Genomic DNA, 21,218 nt, shown 5'->3' with positions numbered 1-21,218 from the left:
ATCCTGTGAAGAAAGCCATTTACGAATTAAGCGCTTAACTCATCGTACCGAAACGCCTAACCAGTTAACGGTTAAGCGCTTTAATGAAAGTGTATGCCTTACTTGCCGTTCAGCATGCCTTTCAATTTCATGATCTCCGCGCACGCCAGCATCATGATCCCGATCCCGTGGTTGTCATTGACCACCGTGAGCAGATCATGCTTATAATAATCCCCGGTGAACGAATAACGGGATCCGCTGCACACTCCGTGCACGCTGCCATGACGGTCGATGGCCTTCTTGGTCAACCCCTGCCATGCTCGAATGGCTGCATCGGTAAAAGGTGCCGGTTCCTCCAGCCAACCGAACCGGACGCCTCTGGCAAAGGCATAGGCGAACATGGCCGAGCAGGAAGCTTCCTCATAAGCTTCCGAATCGGTAATAACCTGCCTCCAGAGTCCTGACTCTCCCTGATAAGAAGCAATTCCGGCGCACAATTTACGGAAAAACTCAAGCAGCGCAGGCCGGTCCTTATGATCCTCCGGCAAACGTTCCAGCAGTTCCGATAAGGAGAACAGGCTCCATCCGTTTCCGCGCCCCCAAGGAATTCGGGTCGCTGTCCCGTATTTGAAATCGAATACGTGGCTCATCACGCCTTCCTCCGGCATGAACAGATACTCCCGGTACCTCAAGAACTGCTTGGCCGCTTCGTCCAGATAGGAGGAATCGCCTGACATCCCGGCGTAGCGTGACAAGAACGGAGTGCTCATGTACAGATCATCCGCCCACATCGTATCTGCGGAATACTCCGAAACGCACAGACGATAGAAAGCGCCGTCCTCCCGGCGTTCCAGTCGGTTCACCATAAAATCCGCAATGTCCTCCGCGACTTTTACAACTTCCAGATTGCCGCTTTCCTTATCGTCTTCCAGCATCGCCGAGCCGAACGAACCACAGTTGTCCAGCATCTTGATCAGCACCAGCTGATGGTTCACGGACGGAAATCCGTAGGTATCCCGGTCCCAGACGGCGTATTCATACCATTGGGTGCAGATGTCGATATGCGCCCGGGCATATTTCGCGATATCGGCCCGCCCCAACGCTCGCGATGCTTGAAGAAGTCCATACATCGTGACACCGAGCGGATAGTCCCAGCGCCCGAAATTGGTGGCGGACCCGGAGGTCCATTTGTTGCTCAGCATGGCGTTCTCATAGAACGGCCTGACGCGGTAGCCCGGCGCATCCAGGGACCAGCCGGTCAAACCGCGGCCGTCCGCACGCGGAAACAGTCTCTTGACCGAGCAAACCTCCTCCGGCGTATGCTCCTCCCCTGCGGCCAGCGGCCCGGCATACATCCACGGAGACGGGGCGCCTTGTACCGGGACGGGAAGCACAAACTCCAGCTCTCCCTGTGAAGCATAGGCATGAAGCTCAACCCCCCATCCCGACGGCCCGCGGCAGCTGCGTATCAAAAGATCCCCGCGGCAGGCCGAAGCGGGCAGCTTGCAACCGAAGAGACCTCCCTCAATGTCCATGACCGAATCACCGCCGATCCAGATCTCCGTCCTGCCCATAGTGCTGCCCTTGAACTCAACATGGTCAACGCCGGCAGGCACCTTAAGCCTGCTCCATGCATACCCCGCAGCCGGGGCCTCCGGCAAGCCGAATATTCTCTCGAAATTCGGTTTATCCGCTTCCTCTTCACTCCAGCCTGTGAGCGGAAGCCAATCCATGCCGGTTTCTACTTCGGACCCGTGAGCGTTCGGAAAGACGCCGCTTTCGCCGAGCGTGCCGGCAGCCAGCGGTCCGGCATATGCCCAACCGGCGGTGTCCTTCCGGTCTGCAAAAGGAGACAGTACCTGCAGAATGCGGACCTTGCCCTCCACGGCTCCGAAGCGGCAGCCGAATCCGGCTTCGGTCCTCCGGACCTCAATCAACAATGTGTTCCAGCCCGGGCTCAGCACCAGCGGAATGGCGATTTTGGCATCGGGCTTCATCTCGTCCTCGGCACCCGAACGATACATCAGCCGCTCGTTCAGATAGAAGCGGACCGGGCTGAACGGCATGATCGCGGCATCCAGCGAACGTTCATCGTCGCTCCACACCAGACCAAGGGCGTAGGCGGCCTCCCCTTGCTTCGCTTCCCGGAACCGGTCCCCGAAGTTGAAGTCATAATATCCTTCCTCGGTCTGAAGAATACCCGTTTCGGCGAACGGCCGCAGCGCGAACGGAATTTCCGGATTCGCCCCGATATAGCGTCCTGCGATCGTCTTCAGTATTCCGGCATCATCGTCGCCCATCCAATACCGGATGCTTTCCCGGGCTTCGATATAGCTTGTCATGATGGTTCTCCCCTTTCCGTTCGGTCAAGCCCTGCCGCTTGTGAAAGCTTGATATGAATTTCCTTCACGAAGGGGGTCACCACATTCAGCAGCAGCGTTCGAAATCCGAGCGGATAAGCTGCCTCCCGAACGCCAGCCGCCGTGTGCTGCAATCCGCCGCCGCTGATTTCCAGCCAATCGCCGTCCATCTCGTAACGAATGCTCCCTTCCATCCAGAACTGGGCATCCGCGCCGGCTGGAGCAAGCTCTCCGCCGCTAAGGTTGCCGGCCGCCGGAAAAATCAGCGAGATTTGGGACACGACTTCCTCCGGCTCCGTTGAGGAAACGATCAGCTTCCAGCCGTCGCTCGCTTCCACCACTTCCACCTCCACCTTGTGCCGCTGAACATGCGTCTGCGGACGGCAGTGATGCGGCAGCAAATACCAAGGGCTGACGCCTTCCCTCGCGCTTTCAGGCAGATCGGCTTCCGGCACGGGTCCGTTATAGCCCTTTTCCTGTTCGCCGGATAGCCGGTATCCCTGCTCCAGCGTCGTCAGCCGGCTCATCTTGACAAAGCCGGGGTCGAAATAGGAAGCGAACTGCACGCCCAGAAGGCGTGCCGCTCCATGACGCAGGGAAAAGAAGGAGGATATCTCCGTGCTCACGGTCACGCTGGTTCGGCCCTCACGGATTCGCGCAACCGGAGCGCCGAAATCCGTGTGCATCCGGCTGTATCGGATAACGCCGTGGTGGCCGGCATCGGCAAATCCGGACAAGTAGCGTTCCCTTGGAAATTCGCCGTTCAGCACGACGCGGTAATGCTCCGGCATGGGCGTTGTCTCTGCGCCCTCGCGCATGAGACCCGGATCCAATAGCAGCCTAACGGCTGCGTTGGTCGGTGCTCCGCCGGGATGTTGCAGCAGAGACAGCGACTGTTCCGCCATCCCTTGAAATACCGGATCACGGTCCAGGGCCGCCATCATCAGACACGGCAGGAAGTACCCCGACATATCAAAACTGTGTCCGAAATCCTGCCGTCCGGAATATTCCGTGACGATCTCCCCGTCGGGGTGGACCAAATACGTCATCATCTTCAGATTGGCCCGTACCGGTACCAGCAGCTCCGGACGCTTCAACAGCCTGGCCGCGTGAATCAGCATGACGTCGCTGACGACATTGTAGATCCCGTTGCTGCGCTCGGTCCATTCTCCGTCCAAGGTGGCGTCCATACCTTCGGCGAGCCACTCCTCCGCCCTTTTCAACGCACCCGGCGAATCAAACAGCTCATTCAAGAAGCCCAGTGCCGCGCAGATCACCCATCGGTGGTTCGGCGTATGGCAGCCTCCGGTAATCAGCGCAGGCAAGCTGCGTTCCAGAAACAGCAGCATATCCGCAGCCGCTCCCTTCAGCTCCGCCCAACCGTCAGCCAGAATCAGCTGTGCGGCTTGCGCATATCCGACCACCACGAAGGCGGTATCCGGAGGGGAATGGAAATTCGTCCAGCCGGGCGAAATCGTACCGTCGCCGTGCTGAGCCGCAAGCATATAACGGGCCGAAAGCGCAAACCTGTGTGCCAGCTCCTTATCGCGGTAATATGCGGATGCCGGATTGCAGAGTGCTGCTGCCCATATCGCCATGGCGGTCGGCGTCCCTGTGTTATGGTTGGGCGATGGCAAACCGTTCTCCATGGTGCGAACCCCGCCGTGCCAGCGATGCGTTTCCTCTAAGATCTGGCGGTCCATCCCCTCCCGCACCCAGCTGTCATTGACTTCAAAAACCCTGTTCACCATCAACGATCCTCCTAATATCCATCATCCTTAACCCTTCACGGCACCCAGCATCACGCCGCTGACGAAGTAACGCTGCAGCCATGGGTACACAACAAGAATCGGCACCGTGGCAAATACGACGCTTGCCGCTTTCAGGCTTTCCGTGGTTGCTCTGACACCGGCTGCCGGTCCCTCGTTGCGGGTCAAATCCGTAATCATATTGTTCTGAACCAGCTGATACAGCTTCAGCTGCAGCGGATACAGCTCTTCCTTCGTAATATAGAGCAGCGTGTCCTGGAATCCGTTCCAGCGACCGACCGCGTAGAACAGGCTCAGCGTCGCGATGACCGGCAAAGACAGCGGCAGAATGATTCGAAGCATCGTTCCGATTTGGCTTGTACCGTCGATCTCGGCCGCTTCCTCCAGACTTTCCGGAATTCCGTTGAAGAAGGAGATCAGGATAATCAGATAAAACGGACTGATCAGCCCCGGAAGAACAAGCGCCCAGATCGTATTCAGCAGGTTCAGATCCTTCACGAGAATGTACTCCGGGATAATGCCCCCGCTGAAGAACATGGTCACAATGATGATAAACATAATCACTTTGCGTCCCTTCAGCTTCTTTTTCGTCAGCGGGTAAGCGGCAATCATCGTCATGACCATGCACAGCACCGTCGTCAGCAGCGTCAGCATAATCGTAAAGCCGAGAGAACGGATCATGCTGGAATCCGAGAATACGGATTGATATGCCTGAAGGCTGAACTCCACCGGAAACAACGTCACCTCGCCTGAGGTTACCGCCCGGTTGGAGCTGAAGGAAATCGCGATAATATGGAAAAAAGGCGCCAGACAAAGAAGTACGAAAACCGCCAGCAGGATCATGTTCACGGAATCAAAAACGCGGTTCGACACACGCTCGCTCATGAGTGAAACTCCTTTCTGCAACAAACGTTAAATGATGGACTCGTCCGTCAGTTTTTTGGATGCATAGTTCGCGCCGAGGATAAAGACCAGCCCGACAACAGCCTGGAACAGACCGACCACCGTTGCCAGGGTGTACTGCCCGGATTCAAGACCCGTCCGGTACACATAGGTACTCAGCACGTCGGAATAATCCATGACCGCTTTATTGCCGATGACAAACGGACGGTCAAAGCCGATCGAGATCATATTGCCGAGGTTGATGATAAGGAGCGTCACAATCGTCGTTTTCAGGCCCGGCAGCGTGATAAACCAGATGCGCTTGAATCTGCCCGCTCCGTCCACCTCCGCCGCTTCAAACAGCTCCTTGTTGATGCCGGTCAAGGCAGCCAGATAGAGGATGGTTCCCCAACCGGCGCTCTGCCACACCCCCGTTGCCAGGTACGTAATGAGCCACGTGTTTTTTTCGGTTAAAAAAGGTACCGATTCAAAACCGAGCGCCATCAGCATGTTGTTGATCATGCCGGATTGCGTGCCGAACACCTGGTATACGATGCCGCCTATGATAACCCATGAAATGAAATGGGGAATGTACAATATCGTTTGGGATAAACGTTTAAACCACTGGATTCTAAGTTCATGAAGCATGATGGCGAGAATCAAAGGCGCGGGAAATGAAACCACAAGGTCCAGCAGGTTGAGCATCAGCGTATTGCGGAGGGTTTTATAAAAATCCTGGGTCTGGAAAACCTCGCGAAAGGCGTCCAGTCCAATCCATTCACTCCCGGTGATCCCTTGGAAGAAGTTGAAGTCTTTAAAGGCGATCTGTACGCCCCACATCGGGCCGTATTTGAAAATAATGAAATAGACCAAAGGCAGAACAAGCAGTGCGTATAATTGCCAGTACCGGCGCAGGTAAACGGTTCCTCTCATCTGTATCATCCTCTCCTTGCTCATGACGCCGGGAGCGAAGGAACGGCCTCTTGATGAAGCCGGTCTTTCCCTTTTCCCGCTGCTTTACTTGGATTGCATTTCCTGATAAACTTTGGTCCGCTCATCAAGAATGGCTTGGCCGCCGCTGACCATGTAATCCTTCATGGTCGCTTCAAATGTTTTCTCGAAGTCTTCCGGTTTCGCCATGGCCGTCTTCACGATCATCTCTTCGTATTTGGCCTGCAGGTTCGTGCCGTATTTCGCCTCGGCCTCGATCGGACGGTCGAAGTTGACCGGCTTAAACGTATCCGTTGCCGAGATTTCCACGGCCTTGCGGTGCAGATCCTGAAACTTTTCCGGGAAGTTGGTTGTCAGTTTCTCCCGGTTCTGCGTTTCGTCGCCTACAAAATTACCGTTGGCGATAATGGCAATGTCGCCGCTGTTGTAAAGCCGGTCAATCACCTCTTGAGGGGCGTCGGTCTTCATGACGGGAATGCCGTCCACCATTTCGTAGTTCTCGCCTTCCACGCCGTTTTGCAGTGCCAGCAGATTGTCCGGGTCGGCCATCCAATTCAGGTATTTGATCGCTTCTTCAGCATGTTGGCTTGTTTTCGGAATCATGATGTACATGCCGTTTGGCGCGTATTCCGGCTTCGCATGCTTGCCTTCGGAGTTGGTGAATGGATCAATCGGCGTAAGCTTGGCGTCCGGCTGGTTTTTGAGCAGCGTATCATAGGTGCCGTCCGCGTAGTACATGTTCGGATAATCCTCCGTCAGGAAGCCCGTAAGACCGTTGGTCACGTCCTGTGTCAACTGCTTCTTGTCTTCGTCCAAACTGAAGTCGCGGCTGATCAGCCCTTCATTGTAAAGCTTGTTGAAAAATTGCAGCGCATCCTTAAAGCCCGGAAGCAGCGTCGGATAGTCGTTGGCTCCGAGCTTTTGCAGAAGCGTATACTTCTGCTCTTCCGTAGTCGGCTGAATAAAGGACCAGATCAGCGGATCATATTGAGCCGGTTCGATCGTCATGCCGAAGGGAATCACCTTGCCGCCGGTTTCGCCCGGATCCTTTTCTTTAAAAGCTTTCAAAACCGCGTACAGCTCATCGGTCGTTTGAGGCACCTTCATGCCGAGCTTTTCCAGCCAATCGGCGCGGATAAAGGAAGAATACTTGCCAAGGAAGGCCCGTTTGCCGGGAACAGCGAACTGCTTGCCCATGTACTGGCCGTAACTCATCGCGTCCTCATCGAGGAATTCCTTCAGATTCGGACCGTGCTCGTTGATCAAATCCGTCAGTTCCGTCAGCCCGCCCTGCTCCGCGTAGCGGTTGAAGGTCGGCGTGTCATACGTAAATACGATATCCGGCACATTGCCGCCGCTGGCCATGAGAACGTTCAGCTTCTTGATCTCCTCGGAACGGGGGACCGGTACGAATTCCATCTTAATGTTGTTCGGGGTTCCAAAGTTGTCCTGGATATATCGGGTAAGATAACTGTCAGTGATGGTATAAGGTTTCGGTGTATTGCCGCGGTCAAAAATTTCGACCTTTAGCGTAACCTGCTTGCCGTCATTGGAGCCGGAATCCCCGTCCGAAGCATTGGTGCTGCTGCCAGAGCCTGAGGAGCACCCGGATAATACGACCGTTCCGACCATCAGCATGACCAGCGTGAGCTTTGCGAGCTTGCCCCATGTTTTCTTGCTTGCTGCCATCATTACATCCCCTTTTCTATTTGGATTATGTCCCTGCCGATTTGCGCCGATCTTATTCATGATAGAAAGCTGCGGATTCATCCGAATTGCTTCGGACCCTGTAATGTAAGCGCTTAACCTTTCGGGTGTTCTCAGTATGCCTCAGAGGCAAGCGGGTGACAATAAACCAAATTCCAAACGTGAGAACCCGCTTCGTTACAAGGTTTTAACGTAGGTAAATGACTATTTTCGTTATCTAAACCGTTTTCTAATCATGACTGTAGTGCTTGATATATCCGGTGTTTTTTCCTTATGCAGACCCCTTCCTCATAACCCGTTGCATTCGGAACGCATACCGACATTCTCCAGAAAATGCGAAACGGGTGCTGCTTCCGGCCGGAAATTTCTGCACCCGTATCTGGATAAACTATATTCATAAACCATTTTCGTTATCGAAGCCTGTCCAGGATCCGAGCTCCGTCCCCGGTGCAGGCTTCATTTGCAGCTTGCGGTAGTCGCCCGGCGTCACACCCGACGTTCGTTTGAACACCCGCCCGAATGTAATGGAGTTGGCGTATCCAATCTTCTCCGCAATTTCCTGTATCGAGAGGTCGGTCTGCGCCAGAAGCTCCTCCGCCCGCTTCATGCGGAGCTGTACGAGGAAATCCACGAATTTCATATCGTATTCCATCTTAAACAGATAGCTTGCATATTTTCCGGAAATCTGAAATCGGTCGCTCAGATGCTTCAGGGACAAATTCGGATCGTCAAAATGCTCTTCTATATAGTGTTTCATTTCGCTGATCATGGCACGATAGCTCTTGGTTTCGCTAAGCGCAACATAGGTGCGGTAAATTTCCGTCAACTGATCGGTGATCCTGCTCTGCAGTTCCTCTAAGGATGCGGCTCCAGCCAGTACATGCTCCCTGCCCTCCGACAGCTGGTTTCTCAGCTCGTCGGATAATACACCGACCTCCCGGGACAGGAGCTGAAGCATGCTGTTGACCAGAGAACGGATCGTATCGTCCTTCAGACGCTCTGCCTTGAATGAAACGAACATGTCCTTCAGCCGGGTTCTCCAGCCTTCATGATTTAATCGGAAGTCCTTGACCAGCTCCGAAATTTCATTCAGGTAAGGAAGCAGGCGGCTTAAATCGCCCCGGGGCAGCTCATCGCCGACCAGCACGGCTTGATCGCCCATCGCCAGCCTGTGGCCGAGCGCTTCGGAGGCTGATTGGTGCGACGCGCCTATTTCATGCAGCCCGGCAACCGTGCTGCCCAGCCCGAACCGCACCGACAAACGAAGCTTTTCCTCGACCCAGCCCCGACACTCCTCCGCTGCGCGGATCAGGGACGCACGCGTCTCCTCCTTCATCTCCGGAAGCGCGATCAGAATGCCTACGCGGCTGCCGGCGATCCATTCAACCCAGCTGTTGAAGCCGGCATTGCGTGCTAGCTCCTGAAACACGTTCATCAAGGCAAACTTCAGCACGTTCTGGTCGCGGACGGTATGAACATCCTGAAAACCGCTGTAATCATTGATTTCACCGAGCAGGATGACGTAACCCGCCGGCTGTTCCAACAGCTTCATCGGCGTCAGCTCTGCCATCCGGGATAACAGTTCCTCTTCGGGCTTCTGCCCGCTGATCAGGTCCATGAACAGCTGGCTGCGCTGAAGCTGGAGATTCTCGTGCCGCTTTTTGTCATAGTCCATGGACCGGCTGATCAGGCTTTCAAGCGCACTATCGATCACGGAAAGCTCATCCTTGGCGGCCTGGGGCATGTTGAGCTGAATAGACTCGATGCGGTTCATCATGGCTTTGATCGGCTGATAATTCCGCCTGGTAACATAAACGATATAAATAACGGCAAGCACCACGGTTACGAAGCCGATCACGATCCAGATGTAGGACACGACCGACACCCAGGCATAGAGCTGCCCGACCCGGAGACCGCTTTCAAAAGTCCATCCCAGCTGATCCGATTGCAGCGTCGTCAGCACCTTGCCTTCTTTGGCCCGCTTATCCTCTCCGATTTGGGATGCTTCAAATATGAGATCTCCGCTGGAGTCCAAAATATTCAAAAAGGAAACGCTGTCATTTATCATCGGATTAATCATCTGCTCCACCCGGTACATGCTTACGTTAATGACGAGCAGCCCTTGGCTTCCGAAGGGAAGCGGCAAATTTTTATACATGGAGATGACCTGCTTCGGTTCGTTCTCCCCGAGTCCCGTCATGGATCGAACGGCGGACCACCCCCGGTAGTCGTGCTCTTTCACGGCAAACTCGATATAAGAACGGTCCGGAAAAGTCGAGAGCGGGCTTTGGCCGCTGGTGGTCAGCACCGACTGATCCGAATGACGGTATAGATAAACCGATTCGATCAGGTCGCTGCCCGATTGCAACCCGCGGAGACGTTTGACAAGCGAGTACATCAAATTTTGGTCGGATGACGGGTTGCTGAACAGATAGCTTGAGTATAGGGCACTCGTCTCCACTTCGTTCAGCACGTTCATCTCGATGGCGTTGATGGAACGATCCAGATCTTCCATAATAAAACGCGTGGAAATTCCGTTCGCCTTGGCTGCCTCTTCGCGCGAGGCCTCGTTAAACATGATGAATGAAAGAAACACCAGGATCGTAATCGTGATGAGGAATATGGGAAAATAGGAGAGAAGCAGCTTGCGGTACCAGTTTTGCTGCAAAGAAGTCATTCCTTTCTCTTCCAGGTTAAGCGTTTTACTTATGCTTGTGCTATATTGTAGCATGTCCGTGTCCCTCCCTGGAAGAGGGCTATCATTGAAAGAAGGACGCTGATAAAGCTATGAAATGAGGACATCCATGGATAACATAAAAAAAGCCGCGATTATCGCGACTTCTTCTATGCTTATGTTCACGATCCTCCCGTAACTGCAAAGCTATTCGAGCTCAGAGGCAGGATACGTTTCGAGTACTGCTCAGCCAAGGTTAAACGCCCATTCCGTTCATGAACTCCGAGATCATGATTTTCCGTCCGGTCTTGGCGCTTTCCAATGCAGCCAGCACCATCGCCATGCTGTATACGTTGTCGCTGCAGTCCGTTTCCGGCTTAATGCCGGCTTCAAGTGCGTGAAACATATTGTCCAGGCAGCCATGATGTCCGGTCTTCGCCATGGCAGGCAGCATGCCTTCGATCCGTTCATACTTCCGAATGAAGCTTCCCGATTGATCCCCTTCCGCCACGACCTCCGCATAGATCTCGTCATGTCCGTCCCAGATTGCCGTTCCCCTCTCACCCGTGACGCGCCAGGCGGCTTCCCAGGAGGTTTGAGCGCCTTCGGCACACCAGGACCCGCGGTAATTGAACACGGAGCCGTCCGACATTTCATAGATGCATATCGCCATCGCGTTGCCGGCGTACCAGGAACCGGGCGGGTTGAACTCCTGACAATATACGGATACCGGATCGGCTCCGCTGATCATGCGGGCCTGATCGAAGGTATGAATGGCCATATCTAGCAGCAGGGGACTATCCATCAGGTCCCGAAATCCGCCGAAATGCGCGCCAAGAAAGAAATCGGCCCCGATGAAACCGGGCTTTCCGATCGCTCCGCTATCGATTAAAGACTTGAAAGCCCGTATTCGCGGATCAAATCGGCGGTTTTGCATGACGGCATGGGTTCTGCCTGCAGACTCCGCCAGCTTCACGATATCCAGACATTCCGTCATCGATTCCGCTAACGGTTTTTCGCTGAATACATGACACCCGTGCTTCATCGCCGCCGTGCTAATCCCATAGTGGCTGGCGGGAATGGTCACATCGAATACGATATTCGCACCGCTTGAAGCAAGTGCATCGTTAATATTGTCATACGTCGGACAGGAAAGACCGTGCCGATCGGCAAATGCCTTCGCGAAAGTCTCCTGAATGTCCACGAGACCCACGATTTCAACATCCTCCCGCGCTTTTGCATAATCCGCCCAAGTATTCGCCATGCTCCCGCATCCCGCGATAACAACTTTAAACGTCGTGGTCATATTTCCATTATTCCCCCTGAATACGTCATCGTTTGATTAACCGCTTTCAATTCATCGCCTTGTGGTTGTAATCATTCCGATATTGGCTTAATGTAGATGAAGCAACTTCATTATAATGGCGATACACAACAATATCTCTATACAACCTTGTGCAATACCACTCTTATCTTGCGGTTCGAGGTGAATTCGTATGTCCTATCCTAGAGAGCTTCATGAGAATACCAGGCTTGGCGATAAGACGTATCCCGTACAGGTATTCCATAATCTCTGTCCCGGTGCCAAAACGAAGGATTGCATCCTCTATCTCCACTGGCATGAGCACTTTGAGATCCTATGCATGCGCCAAGGGCACGCCGTCTTCCATATTGATACCACCCCTTATGTCGTTAAGGCTGGAGAGTTCATCATCATCCCGGGCGGCAGTCTGCATGTGGGTTATGCCCTCGAGGATGGCGATGTGCGGTTTGATTGCGTCGTGGTGAATGCATCCCTGTTTAACGATTCACTGCATGATCCGGTTCACGCGCGTTATGTCGCTCCATATATGGAAGGCCGGCTGCGTTTTCCCGTCAAGCCTGCGGAGAGTGACCCGGCTGGCGCAGATTGCTATCCGCTGCTGGATGAAGTCATTGAAGAGCTTGCCGTCCGCCGTCCGGCTTATGAGCTTATTGCCAAGTCGAAGCTGTACACCCTGTTCGTTCTGCTGGCGCGCACATTCATGCCCGCACAGCTCGCGGAGAAAACGCACGAGCCTTATTTTGCAAATCGGGAGCGTTATAAAAAGCTGATACAGCATATCGAGAACAACATCGGCGAGAAATTGCCGGTGGAGGCCGCCGCTGCGGAAGTCGGTTTGAATCCGTTTCATTTTTGCAAAATGTTCAAGCGTTTAACGGGCCGCACCTTCGTGGATTACGTCAACCTGACCCGGATGAATGAAGCGGAGCGGCTGCTTCGCGAACGGACGTTGACCATCACGGAGATTGCCGGCATCGTCGGCTGCAGCAACCCGAATTATTTTACCAAGCTGTATAAACAGTACAAGGGCATGACGCCTTCCCAGGCAAGGATGATATAAAACTGCGAGTTGATCCTGATTGCTTAGCTGTTATTTCAAGCTGCTCCCTGCTCGATGATAAATTTGGCACCATGCATAACATCAATACTCCCTTCCTATTTGCAAAAAAAGACTCAACTCCAGTAAAGGCTGCTGTATGTTGAGTCTTTTGGCATTCGTTATCGCATCGGCGCTCCCCCGCTTAATACGCCTTGGGCACCTCCACTTTCCTGGTGTTCCCGTCTTCGTTCGTAAAATAGATATGAACCCCATGGTCCTGATCATCCAGAAAATACGAGACGTATTTACTCTCATCCACCTTCATCGGCACCAGGAGGGTCGCGATGCGATGGCTTGAAGCTGACTTCGTCTCCGCATGCAGATGCCACTGGTTATCCAGCCCTTCGATCTCTTCGGGATCGACGCCGGTGAATTGATTATGCTGATTCAACGATAGATCGCCTGAGGAGCAGTACACGAATCGCCCCTCCATCTCCGCTTTGCTGCCCATTACCCGAAACGTCTGCCCCGACAACTTCATCCGGTTCAAGGTATGGAACAGCCACTCGATGCTGGCTGGCTTGGCAAGGTCCACCGTATCCACAATCACAACATAAGATTCGTCGAAGAAATAGATTTCGCGCACATAACGCTCCAGGTAGGGGACGTTCTCCCGATAGGCCTGCGTTGCGTTCATGCGGGCGTACCCCAAGCCTGCTGCAGCGTCGACTTGCTCCACCTTGCCGCTGGCCTCGATGCAGAGAACCTTGTCTTTTCCCGCATACTGACCATGGCCATCGATAAGAATATTGTTCGTGGAGCGCGTCTGCCTCCGCCAATTCATATGCATCGTGCTGCCGAAGGCGATATAGTACCCGCTCTCGATAGCCAGCGGCTCGCCGTATGCGTGCAGCAGGAAGCCGTTCTGGTCACCGTGACTGTGGCTCATCGAGCCGTATCGGCTGCTCTTCGCAAGCAGCATGATGTGTTCATCCGGATCATCCATCCGGTGATGCATCGCCACCCAGTCAATATCGCGGAACCATTTGACGGATTGAATGGCCCCTTCATTGGGTTCCGAAGCGTCCGATAAGGCAAAGGGAACGGTATCCGATGGAGGAACGGCTTCCACCTGAGGATAGTCATGCCGATACAGCATATCGTCAAACCGGAAATCCCACCAGCCATAATTATAAAATTTGGAGTCGGCATCCGTATCCGATTTGGCCACTTGTTCGAAATACCATTGATACAGCCCATTTCCCGTAATGCCTGCAAACTGGCGAATATTGAAGGCCGTCTTCAGGCTGACAGGTTCTCCGAGGTAGGACTGGTCGCCGAAGCTGGCCCGAATCGTATCCGGACTGCTGCAGTATAGCGGAAAATCGCCGGTGCGCCAGAAAAACGGACGTTTATAAAAATCGATCGCTACGTAATTGCGGATGAGATTGAGCGCATCGATCACGAATGCCATGCCGGTTGTCCAATAGAGCGGCCCTTCTGCCCAGCCCCCGTCCTCTCCGCCCCATGGGGAGTAGAGGCAGGCGTAGTATTCCAGCGTGTAATCCAGCCATGTCCGCGCGCTCGCTTCTTCATGAAGCATGGCGATGCAGGCAGGGACCAGAACCGAGGATAACGAACGAACCGCATGGCTGTCGTAAGGGACGTGATGTATCTTCGAGCGCTCCATCACATGGAAGGCCACCTGCTCGGTACGGCGCAGCAAGGCGCCCCTGACGAGATCAATCTCCTCAGCGCCGAGGTAATCGTGAAGCCAGTCGTACCCCCAGGCAAGCGCCCCGACCATGCGGAAAGCGGCTTCATCGTTGTAATCGCGGGACGTTGTTCCCTCCGTATCCCAACGGGCCGCGTGGAGCAGCCACGTTTTCGCTTTGGCTATCAAAGCATCATCCTGCAATATAACTCCTGCCACGCTTAAATGCCGGACGGCATAGAGCGTTTCTTGGCAATCCATGTACATTTGTCGCCACAGCTTCGCGACGCGTTTGTTGCCCGGATAACGCTCCGGTTCCGGGATTAGCGGCTTATTCACCCATGGAAGGACCGATCTCTCGTAAAAGGCCTGCCAGCCGCAGTAATCTTCATCCTTGCGGAGACCTTCCCGGAACGCCTCAATCCCCTTTTCGTCCAACCATAACCGCGGATGACCGGTATGCGTGCGTTCGTACCTTTCCGCTCTGCCAGGCAGGGGAGTCTCGGGCAGCCCCTCCGGGACATGAAACATTCGGGATTGACTCCAAGAAGAACGGTTATGCTCCAAGTCCTCGGTATCCTCCACTTGCTCCCCGGTCAGCAAGGCATAGCGCCAATAATAAGTACCCGGCTCCAGCGGTTGATCCGGAGTGTATAAGTTATAGGGAATCGGCGATATCGTCGTTGTGGCCCCCGTTTCATACGAGGGTGAAGTCGAGATCTGCAGCATATAACGGTCGTCCTCAAGCTGTCCAGGCATCCAGGTGAAGCGGGGAGGATTCTCGAGCAGCTTGCTCCCTTCGTCCGGTTGATACGGCACGGACAATAATCCGCTTTTCGGTTCAAACAAGGTTTTCATCGAGCACCCTCTCCTTCAACCCGTTGTTGGTCATTGTAAAGCTTCTTGCCGTTCTTCCATCCGACAGATGGAGCCAATCCCCGTCCGCAGCATGCCTCCATCCCAAGGATATCGGCTCATTTCCGGCACGATAAACGACGATGAAGCGGGCTTTCGAATCCAATCGGCGAAGCCGGATTCCTTCCATGGGACGGCTGGGATCGTCAGCAAGCCCAGGTGATTCCACGCGTGAGCATACCGTGCCTTCAAAGGTGGCAAAGGATGCTACCCCAAGCGCTCCTGACTCGTTAGCGATACGAAGGTCAACCTGCATTCCGTCTCTGGACCATACGCTAGAGGAGCGCTCTTTTACGTATGCGTGTCCGTCCTCGTTTCCCGGTTCCGCCGACCCGCTGTACTGAACCTCATCCGAACCTTGGCGAAGCTGCCCTGTGCCGACGTAATGAAACCACCAATCCACGGCGGCCGGTTCATCCAATTCCACCTCGAACCAATCCAGCAGCCAATCTTCCGCCATGATCAAATGCCGGTCCAGAACGCCATGATCGTAGGCCTCATCGGCCCGAACCCAAATATAGGAACGGTTTGTAGCGGATTCATACCGCATGCATTTGCCTTCGGCCGGATTCTGCGAGCGGCCGCCTACGGAGACGGTGTTGTGGCAGGCAGTATGGGGGTACCATTCCTTTTTCAGAACCGATCCATAAGGTACAGTTCCACGATCTGGCGAAAGAGGCTGATCCCCGGCATGAATCATCAGATTCAACTTATCAAAGTGACCATGCGATCCGCCATGGGGGCCAAAATCAATCAACGCTTGAAGGCCTTGGGGATCGTTTGTCCTTAACAGGGCGAACCCGCTGTAAGGAAGAAGAACGGAATTAGGCGATTCGCCGTCGGCATGATTTAAGTTACCGCATTCTATCCCCCCCGCTTCATGAGCTGTCAGATCATAATCAACTTGCATAGCGTCTCCCGGTCTTGGGACCTCACGGGTGACCTGTACTTCAATAATATCCCCCGTTTCCCATATCTCGCCCGATTTTAACATATGGGAGTTCCTTATGCCGGGAGCGGCCATTCCGTTTCGGCCATCCCAAGATCCCGTGCCGTACAGCAGTGCCTCCAGCATGCCGATTCTGCCGGCTTCTCCGTTCAGTTCCCGATATGCATGGCCAAGCAATCGTCGATAGCTCTTATCCCCATATACGGATAAACCGATCTCCATAATTTCCGCAATTTCTCGCGCGAACGGGGCCCTGCGATAAGGACCGTCGTGAAGTGCAGGCAGGAAGCCGTTTGGGTCTGACAATCGAACCAATACCGACAGCATTCCCTGCATGCATTGGCCTTGCTCCCCTCTCAGGGAAAATAGATCTTCACCAACCCTGCTCCCCATTTCCGCAGCTATCAGGTAAGCCCGGAGCACGAATACGTGATAGTAAATGCTGCCTTCAAATTCAAGCTGATCGGGCTTGACGGCAATGGTGAGATGATGGCGCAGCCCCCCTTCCTGCTCAACCAGCTGCTTCAGCTTCTTCGTTTCGCCTTGCACCGCATAGATACAGAACAAAGCGGCGATCAGCCAAGCGGTATAGTTGTTCTCAGGATTTCCGCGTTCCCGGGACAAAATATGATGATATTCCGTCATGCTGCTCTCCAGCATGTGCAGGAACCGGTCAATCTTCCGAAGATCCGCCTCATCAAACCGTACGCCTTCATCCCGCAGAAGCAGATATCCACGAAGAAGCGTCGTTGCCCAGATGGCTTCGGTTAAAGCCTGATGGAATGCTCTCCCTTTCAGCATCCATGGCTGTGCATCCGGGTGGACAGGATACAGCGGAAATTGCTTCGCATACCGAACGATCAGCCTTTTTCCAAGATCGGCGTAAACCCTCTCCCCCGTGCCCGCATAGACGGCGGCGGATTGCAGAGCATATCGGGCCATGGCCTGATGCTTGAATACCAGCCATGCTCCCCGATACGGTTCTCCTTCCCATTCGCAGCCATACGGACAGCGAAAGGTGCTGCTGTCGGCTTCCAGAGGATCAAACAACAGCTCCGTGTGATGTTCGGGACAAACGAATTGATGCCACCAGCCGCCGGGGTCAACAGGAATATCCAGCTTCCGGTCGATCACTTGGTCCAGTTCAGCCTTCAGGATATCGATCGTTTGCTCGCCCCACGCATACGAGTTCAGCTTCGCCTTCACCTTCATCCAATCCCTCATCGCATGAACATGCCGCCGTTGATTTCGATCGTCTCACCCGTTATATAAGAAGACAGCTCCGAGACGAGAAACAGCACGGATCCGGCGACATCGTCCGGCTTGCCCTCTCGCCCAAGCGGAATGCCCTGAATGGTAGCTTTGCGCGCATCATCCGGGGTAAAGGTCGCGTGAAACGCCGTTTGCCCGATAAAGCCCGGGGATACGGCATTCACATTAATTCCGCTTGAAGCAAGCTCCTTCGCCAAGCCTTTGGTAAAGCTCAGGACAGCAGCCTTGCTCGCTGCATAAATGCTAGCGCCCGGTCCGCCGCCGTTGTGCGCCGCAACGGAGGTCATGTTCACGATGCGGCCTTGACCGGCCGCTTTCATGCCCGAAATGACAGCTTTGCTCACGAATACCGTGCTTTTCATATTGACGTCCATGATCTTGGCGTAGAGCTCCTCGGTCATTTCCGCATTTGCCAGCCGCTGGACCAAATGCCCCGCATTGTTAACCAGAATCGTTACCGGTCCGCCAAACGCCTTCTCCACTTCCGCCACAAGCGCCTCCGCCTGTTCTGCTTGCGCAACGTCTGCGCGAAAAGCGTGGGCTTCGCCGCCAAAATCCCGGATCTCGGCAACGGCCTCGTCGGCAGCCTCCTTGCTGTTCAGATAATTCAGCGCTACCTTGGCTCCGCTTCTCGCCAGCATGATGGCAACCGCCCGACCGATTCCTCCGCTAGATCCTGTGACTAAAGCGACGTTACCCGATAGATTGATTTGCATGTTGACCCCTCCTGATTAGGTTTGCAGCTGTTTCAGCCTGTTTTCTTGCTCACGCATTCTTTCCATTCGCGGCATCGTCATGACGATGCTTGTGCCTTGACTCGGCGAACTATGAACCGTTATCCCGTACGCTTCGCCGTAAACCATCTGAATTCGCCGATGGACGTTTACGATGCCGATGCCGCCCCTGCGCCGGGCGCGTATCCTTTCTTCATCATCGACCAGGCGGTTTTCCTCGAGCCTTTTGCGCAGTTTATGAAGCTTATGTTCCGCAATGCCTGCCCCGTTGTCCTCGACAATGACCAGCAAATTGTCTCCGTCGACTCTCGTATCAATCCGAATGTAATGCCACGCCTCGATTCCTTCCGGAAAGGCATGCTGAAAAATGTTCTCCACAATCGGCTGCAGGGAGAGCCTGACCATCTTCTCCAACAGGAGTTCGGGCGGCGTTGCCACCTCGATCTCAAAATCGCGCCCGATCCGATGCTTCAAGATCATCATGTAATGCCGCACATGGTTTAGCTCGTTGGCAATCGTGATTTCCTCCAGATTGGTCTGAATGGAATATCGAAGCATGAAAGCCATGGCCTCCACCATGTCCGAAATTTCGTCCGAATCCTGAACGATCGCGTAACAATTGATCGTTTCCAGCGTGTTGTACAAAAAATGCGGATTGATCTGCAATTGAAGCGCTTGAAACTCGGCACGCTGACGCTCCAGCTGAATGTCCTGCAGCTCCAGCTGCGTCTTCTGGTTGTGGAGCTCCGTGTCGTATACCTGCTCGATCATGTCGGACAACCGGCTGACCATGAGATTGTAGCTGTGGATCAATCCCCCGATTTCATCCTCGCGCGGTTTCGCGTCGGTGATGTGCGTCCAGTTTCCCTTCTCCGTCTGCCTCATCCCGTTCTTCAAATTGCGGATCGGATTCACGATCGATTTCCCGAATCTGTATGCCAGAACGAGCGCAATGAACAAGGTGACAAAGCCTACGATAATGGTGGTGGAGCGGATGCCCGAAATCGGCGCCCGGAGCTCATCCAGCGGCATCATTATGACGAGGCTCCAGCCCGAATATTCGGACTGGCGCGAGATGATCATCGCTTTCTCGCCTAATACCGGTTCAATGAAGCGATGGTCGCCCCTGGCGATAATGCGCTTCGGCAGGTCCGTGGTCGTGATTCCCTCCATATCCACGTGCTCTGGGGCATAAACGACCTCGCCTTCGCGATCCAGGATGAAAAAGAAACCCTGCTCCCCAAGGTCGACGCCATTCCATAAACCCGACAGCTGATCTTCATTGAACTCTACCGCAAGCACGCCTTTAACGTCGTAGGAATCCATTCCCCTGATTTTGCGGGCAACCGTAATGACGTTGTCGCGATCCTGTTCCAGCAGGCTGGTCTTCAAGATGACGATCTCCCCGTTCCCCGGCGTCTTCTCCGTCAATTCACGAAGTCGGCCCGACGGATCGATCGACATGGCGGAGAAGTTCTGGTTCTGATCGAAAATCGACCGGCCATGGAACCCCAGAATGTACATCATATGGGTCTGCGTGGGGTATTGAATGAAAATCTTCTGAAAGACATCCTTTCGGATGAGATGGGTGAACCGGTAATGCTCATAGCTGTCGCTCGGGTCCATATCCAAAAATCGTTTCACCGAATCCTGCAGCAAAATCGTATTGCTGATCCGCTCGAACATTTTCAACTGATTATCCGTTTGCCTTGCGGCGTTCGTGATGACGGTAGTCATATACTTCTCGACCTGCTCGTCAATCGCTTCGGATGATTTCATATAGATGAAGACGCCAACCGTGGTAAGCGAGAACAACACGACGATGAAAAAGTACAAGAAGATTTGACGGGACAGGCTCTTCCGCATCATTCAATCCCCAGCATCTCCCGGTATTCGGAAGGGGTGTAACCGGTGACCTTCTTAAAGGTTTTGGTAAAATGAGGATGATCCGCATACCCCACTTCGAATGAAATGTCCGTAATTTTATAATGCGGAATGGCAAGGAGCTTCTTCGCCTTCTCCATTCGTTTCTTGATCCGGTAATGAACAAAGGTCTCGTCCGTCATCTGCTTGAACAGCTGACTGAAATACGACGGGTTGAGTCCAAGCATGTCGGCCACCTCATCCAGCGAGAGATCGCGGGACAAGTTGCGCTCAATATAGGCTTTTGCTTCCTCTACAGGCTCCTTGGCATTTCCTTTTCTCTTCTCTCGTATGAGTTTTACCGTCTGATTCACGGCTTGACGAAATCTCTCGAAATAATAATGGTTCCCTCCCGGCTCCGTCCCCGAGATTCCCGTCATGCGTTCAAACGAATACACGTCCCTGCCGTTTAACTGCTTGATCAGTTTTGCGTACAGCTCATCCAGCAGCTCCTGAAGCTGGATCGATTCGAGCCGGCGCTCATTGCAGTAATCCTCAATCTCCTGCAGCTTCGCCTGGATATCGTTCATTTGTAGATGCCATACGGCCAGCTCAAGCTGCTCCAACCAATCCTCCAGCTTGGAAAGCGGAAAATAGAACCGCTGCTTCTCCTGTATGGACTTTCGATCCGCCATCAATTTATTCATGGTGTTATGTACCACCGATTTGGTCACGGGCTTAAGCAGATATTCCTTTACCCCATACGACATGCATTTCTGGGCGTATTCGAAATCGCCGTAACCGGAGATGACAACGACCGTGATGTCTCCAAATTTTTCATATAGCTGCTTACTTAACTCCAGGCCGTCCATCTTGGGCATCTTGATATCCGTAAATATGAAGTCCGGTCGTGCCGTCTGGATCGATTCCAATGCTTCCATGCCGTTTCCGGCCGTTGCCGCTTGAATCATGGCCGGATCCGTCTGCGTAATCAGTTTCGCCAAGCCCATCCTTATCATAGGTTCATCATCAACGACCAGAATGCGGTACATCACCCATTCCCCTTTCAAAGCAGCGAGAGTAGTT

13 protein-coding genes are annotated in these 21,218 nt (G+C 53.8%); 1 reads left to right on the top strand and 12 read right to left on the bottom strand.

All coding sequences use genetic code 11. From position 1 onward, the window contains the following. Window positions 1–98 precede the first annotated feature (98 nt). The 7 genes from BMX45_RS04060 to BMX45_RS04030 form a co-directional block, all read right to left on the bottom strand. Entirely contained in the window at window positions 99–2,321 is a 2,223-nt protein-coding gene (locus BMX45_RS04060; RefSeq protein ID WP_090908601.1) for a glycoside hydrolase family 88/105 protein, read from the bottom strand. Next, complete coding sequence (locus BMX45_RS04055) at window positions 2,318–4,090, bottom strand: hypothetical protein (RefSeq protein WP_090908600.1); 1,773 nt, start codon at window positions 4,088–4,090, stop codon at window positions 2,318–2,320. Before BMX45_RS04055 ends, BMX45_RS04060 begins: the two co-directional genes overlap by 4 nt. Window positions 4,091–4,117: 27 nt before the next feature. Beyond that, complete coding sequence (locus BMX45_RS04050) at window positions 4,118–4,993, bottom strand: carbohydrate ABC transporter permease (RefSeq protein ID WP_090908599.1); 876 nt, start codon at window positions 4,991–4,993, stop codon at window positions 4,118–4,120. 27 nt (window positions 4,994–5,020) lie between these two features. Continuing rightward, window positions 5,021–5,923: an ABC transporter permease gene (locus BMX45_RS04045; protein ID WP_009590954.1), complete on the bottom strand. Its 903-nt coding sequence runs from the start codon at window positions 5,921–5,923 to the stop codon at window positions 5,021–5,023. A gap of 84 nt (window positions 5,924–6,007) precedes the next feature. Beyond that, complete coding sequence (locus BMX45_RS04040; protein ID WP_083829914.1) at window positions 6,008–7,633, bottom strand: extracellular solute-binding protein; 1,626 nt, start codon at window positions 7,631–7,633, stop codon at window positions 6,008–6,010. A 409-nt stretch (window positions 7,634–8,042) separates the two neighbouring features. Beyond that, on the bottom strand, window positions 8,043–10,379 hold the full coding sequence (locus BMX45_RS04035) for a helix-turn-helix domain-containing protein (RefSeq protein WP_254777942.1): 2,337 nt from the start codon (window positions 10,377–10,379) through the stop codon (window positions 8,043–8,045). A gap of 199 nt (window positions 10,380–10,578) precedes the next feature. After that, window positions 10,579–11,628, bottom strand: a complete 1,050-nt coding sequence (locus BMX45_RS04030; protein ID WP_090908598.1) for a Gfo/Idh/MocA family protein — start codon at window positions 11,626–11,628, stop codon at window positions 10,579–10,581. Window positions 11,629–11,818: 190 nt separating this feature from the next. Between BMX45_RS04030 and BMX45_RS04025 the strand changes: the two genes are divergently transcribed. Then, the gene (locus tag BMX45_RS04025; protein WP_090908597.1) at window positions 11,819–12,706 is read left to right on the top strand and encodes a helix-turn-helix transcriptional regulator; all 888 of its coding nucleotides are present in this window, start codon (window positions 11,819–11,821) and stop codon (window positions 12,704–12,706) included. 181 nt (window positions 12,707–12,887) lie between these two features. Here BMX45_RS04025 and BMX45_RS04020 read toward each other — a convergent pair whose 3' ends face one another. The 5 genes from BMX45_RS04020 to BMX45_RS04000 are packed head-to-tail and all read right to left on the bottom strand — an operon-like array spanning window position 12,888 to window position 21,202. Beyond that, a complete protein-coding gene (locus BMX45_RS04020) occupies window positions 12,888–15,257 on the bottom strand; it encodes a DUF4962 domain-containing protein (RefSeq protein ID WP_090908596.1) in 2,370 nt (789 codons plus the stop codon). Next, a complete protein-coding gene (locus BMX45_RS04015; RefSeq protein WP_090908595.1) occupies window positions 15,241–17,475 on the bottom strand; it encodes a heparinase II/III domain-containing protein in 2,235 nt (744 codons plus the stop codon). Before BMX45_RS04015 ends, BMX45_RS04020 begins: the two co-directional genes overlap by 17 nt. Window positions 17,476–17,483: 8 nt before the next feature. Then, window positions 17,484–18,251 (bottom strand): SDR family NAD(P)-dependent oxidoreductase, encoded by a 768-nt coding sequence (locus BMX45_RS04010; RefSeq protein ID WP_090908594.1) that lies wholly within the window; start codon window positions 18,249–18,251, stop codon window positions 17,484–17,486. A 15-nt stretch (window positions 18,252–18,266) separates the two neighbouring features. Further along, window positions 18,267–20,138: a cache domain-containing sensor histidine kinase gene (locus BMX45_RS04005; protein ID WP_090908593.1), complete on the bottom strand. Its 1,872-nt coding sequence runs from the start codon at window positions 20,136–20,138 to the stop codon at window positions 18,267–18,269. Further along, window positions 20,135–21,202, bottom strand: coding sequence for a response regulator transcription factor (locus BMX45_RS04000; RefSeq protein WP_254777941.1), 1,068 nt, complete (start codon window positions 21,200–21,202; stop codon window positions 20,135–20,137). Before BMX45_RS04000 ends, BMX45_RS04005 begins: the two co-directional genes overlap by 4 nt. Window positions 21,203–21,218: the final 16 nt, after the last annotated feature.

The sequence above is a fragment of the Paenibacillus sp. cl141a genome, assembly GCF_900109305.1.
Lineage (GTDB): Bacteria > Bacillota > Bacilli > Paenibacillales > Paenibacillaceae > Paenibacillus_AQ > Paenibacillus_AQ lautus_A.
Note: the sequence above shows the minus strand (reverse complement) of the source record. Positions and strands in the feature narration are given on the sequence as shown.

Bases quoted from the DNA above. Each gene is read 5' to 3' on its own strand.
- BMX45_RS04025 (WP_090908597.1), top strand. From the start codon at position 11,819: ATGTCCTATCCTAGAGAGCTTCATGAGAATACCAGGCTTGGCGATAAG.
- BMX45_RS04035 (WP_254777942.1), bottom strand. From the start codon at position 10,379: ATGCTACAATATAGCACAAGCATAAGTAAAACGCTTAACCTGGAAGAG.
- BMX45_RS04015 (WP_090908595.1), bottom strand. From the start codon at position 17,475: ATGAAGGTGAAGGCGAAGCTGAACTCGTATGCGTGGGGCGAGCAAACG.
- BMX45_RS04010 (WP_090908594.1), bottom strand. From the start codon at position 18,251: ATGCAAATCAATCTATCGGGTAACGTCGCTTTAGTCACAGGATCTAGC.
- BMX45_RS04005 (WP_090908593.1), bottom strand. From the start codon at position 20,138: ATGATGCGGAAGAGCCTGTCCCGTCAAATCTTCTTGTACTTTTTCATC.
- BMX45_RS04020 (WP_090908596.1), bottom strand. From the start codon at position 15,257: ATGAAAACCTTGTTTGAACCGAAAAGCGGATTATTGTCCGTGCCGTAT.
- BMX45_RS04030 (WP_090908598.1), bottom strand. From the start codon at position 11,628: ATGACCACGACGTTTAAAGTTGTTATCGCGGGATGCGGGAGCATGGCG.
- BMX45_RS04055 (WP_090908600.1), bottom strand. From the start codon at position 4,090: ATGGTGAACAGGGTTTTTGAAGTCAATGACAGCTGGGTGCGGGAGGGG.
- BMX45_RS04045 (WP_009590954.1), bottom strand. From the start codon at position 5,923: ATGAGAGGAACCGTTTACCTGCGCCGGTACTGGCAATTATACGCACTG.
- BMX45_RS04040 (WP_083829914.1), bottom strand. From the start codon at position 7,633: ATGATGGCAGCAAGCAAGAAAACATGGGGCAAGCTCGCAAAGCTCACG.
- BMX45_RS04050 (WP_090908599.1), bottom strand. From the start codon at position 4,993: ATGAGCGAGCGTGTGTCGAACCGCGTTTTTGATTCCGTGAACATGATC.
- BMX45_RS04060 (WP_090908601.1), bottom strand. From the start codon at position 2,321: ATGACAAGCTATATCGAAGCCCGGGAAAGCATCCGGTATTGGATGGGC.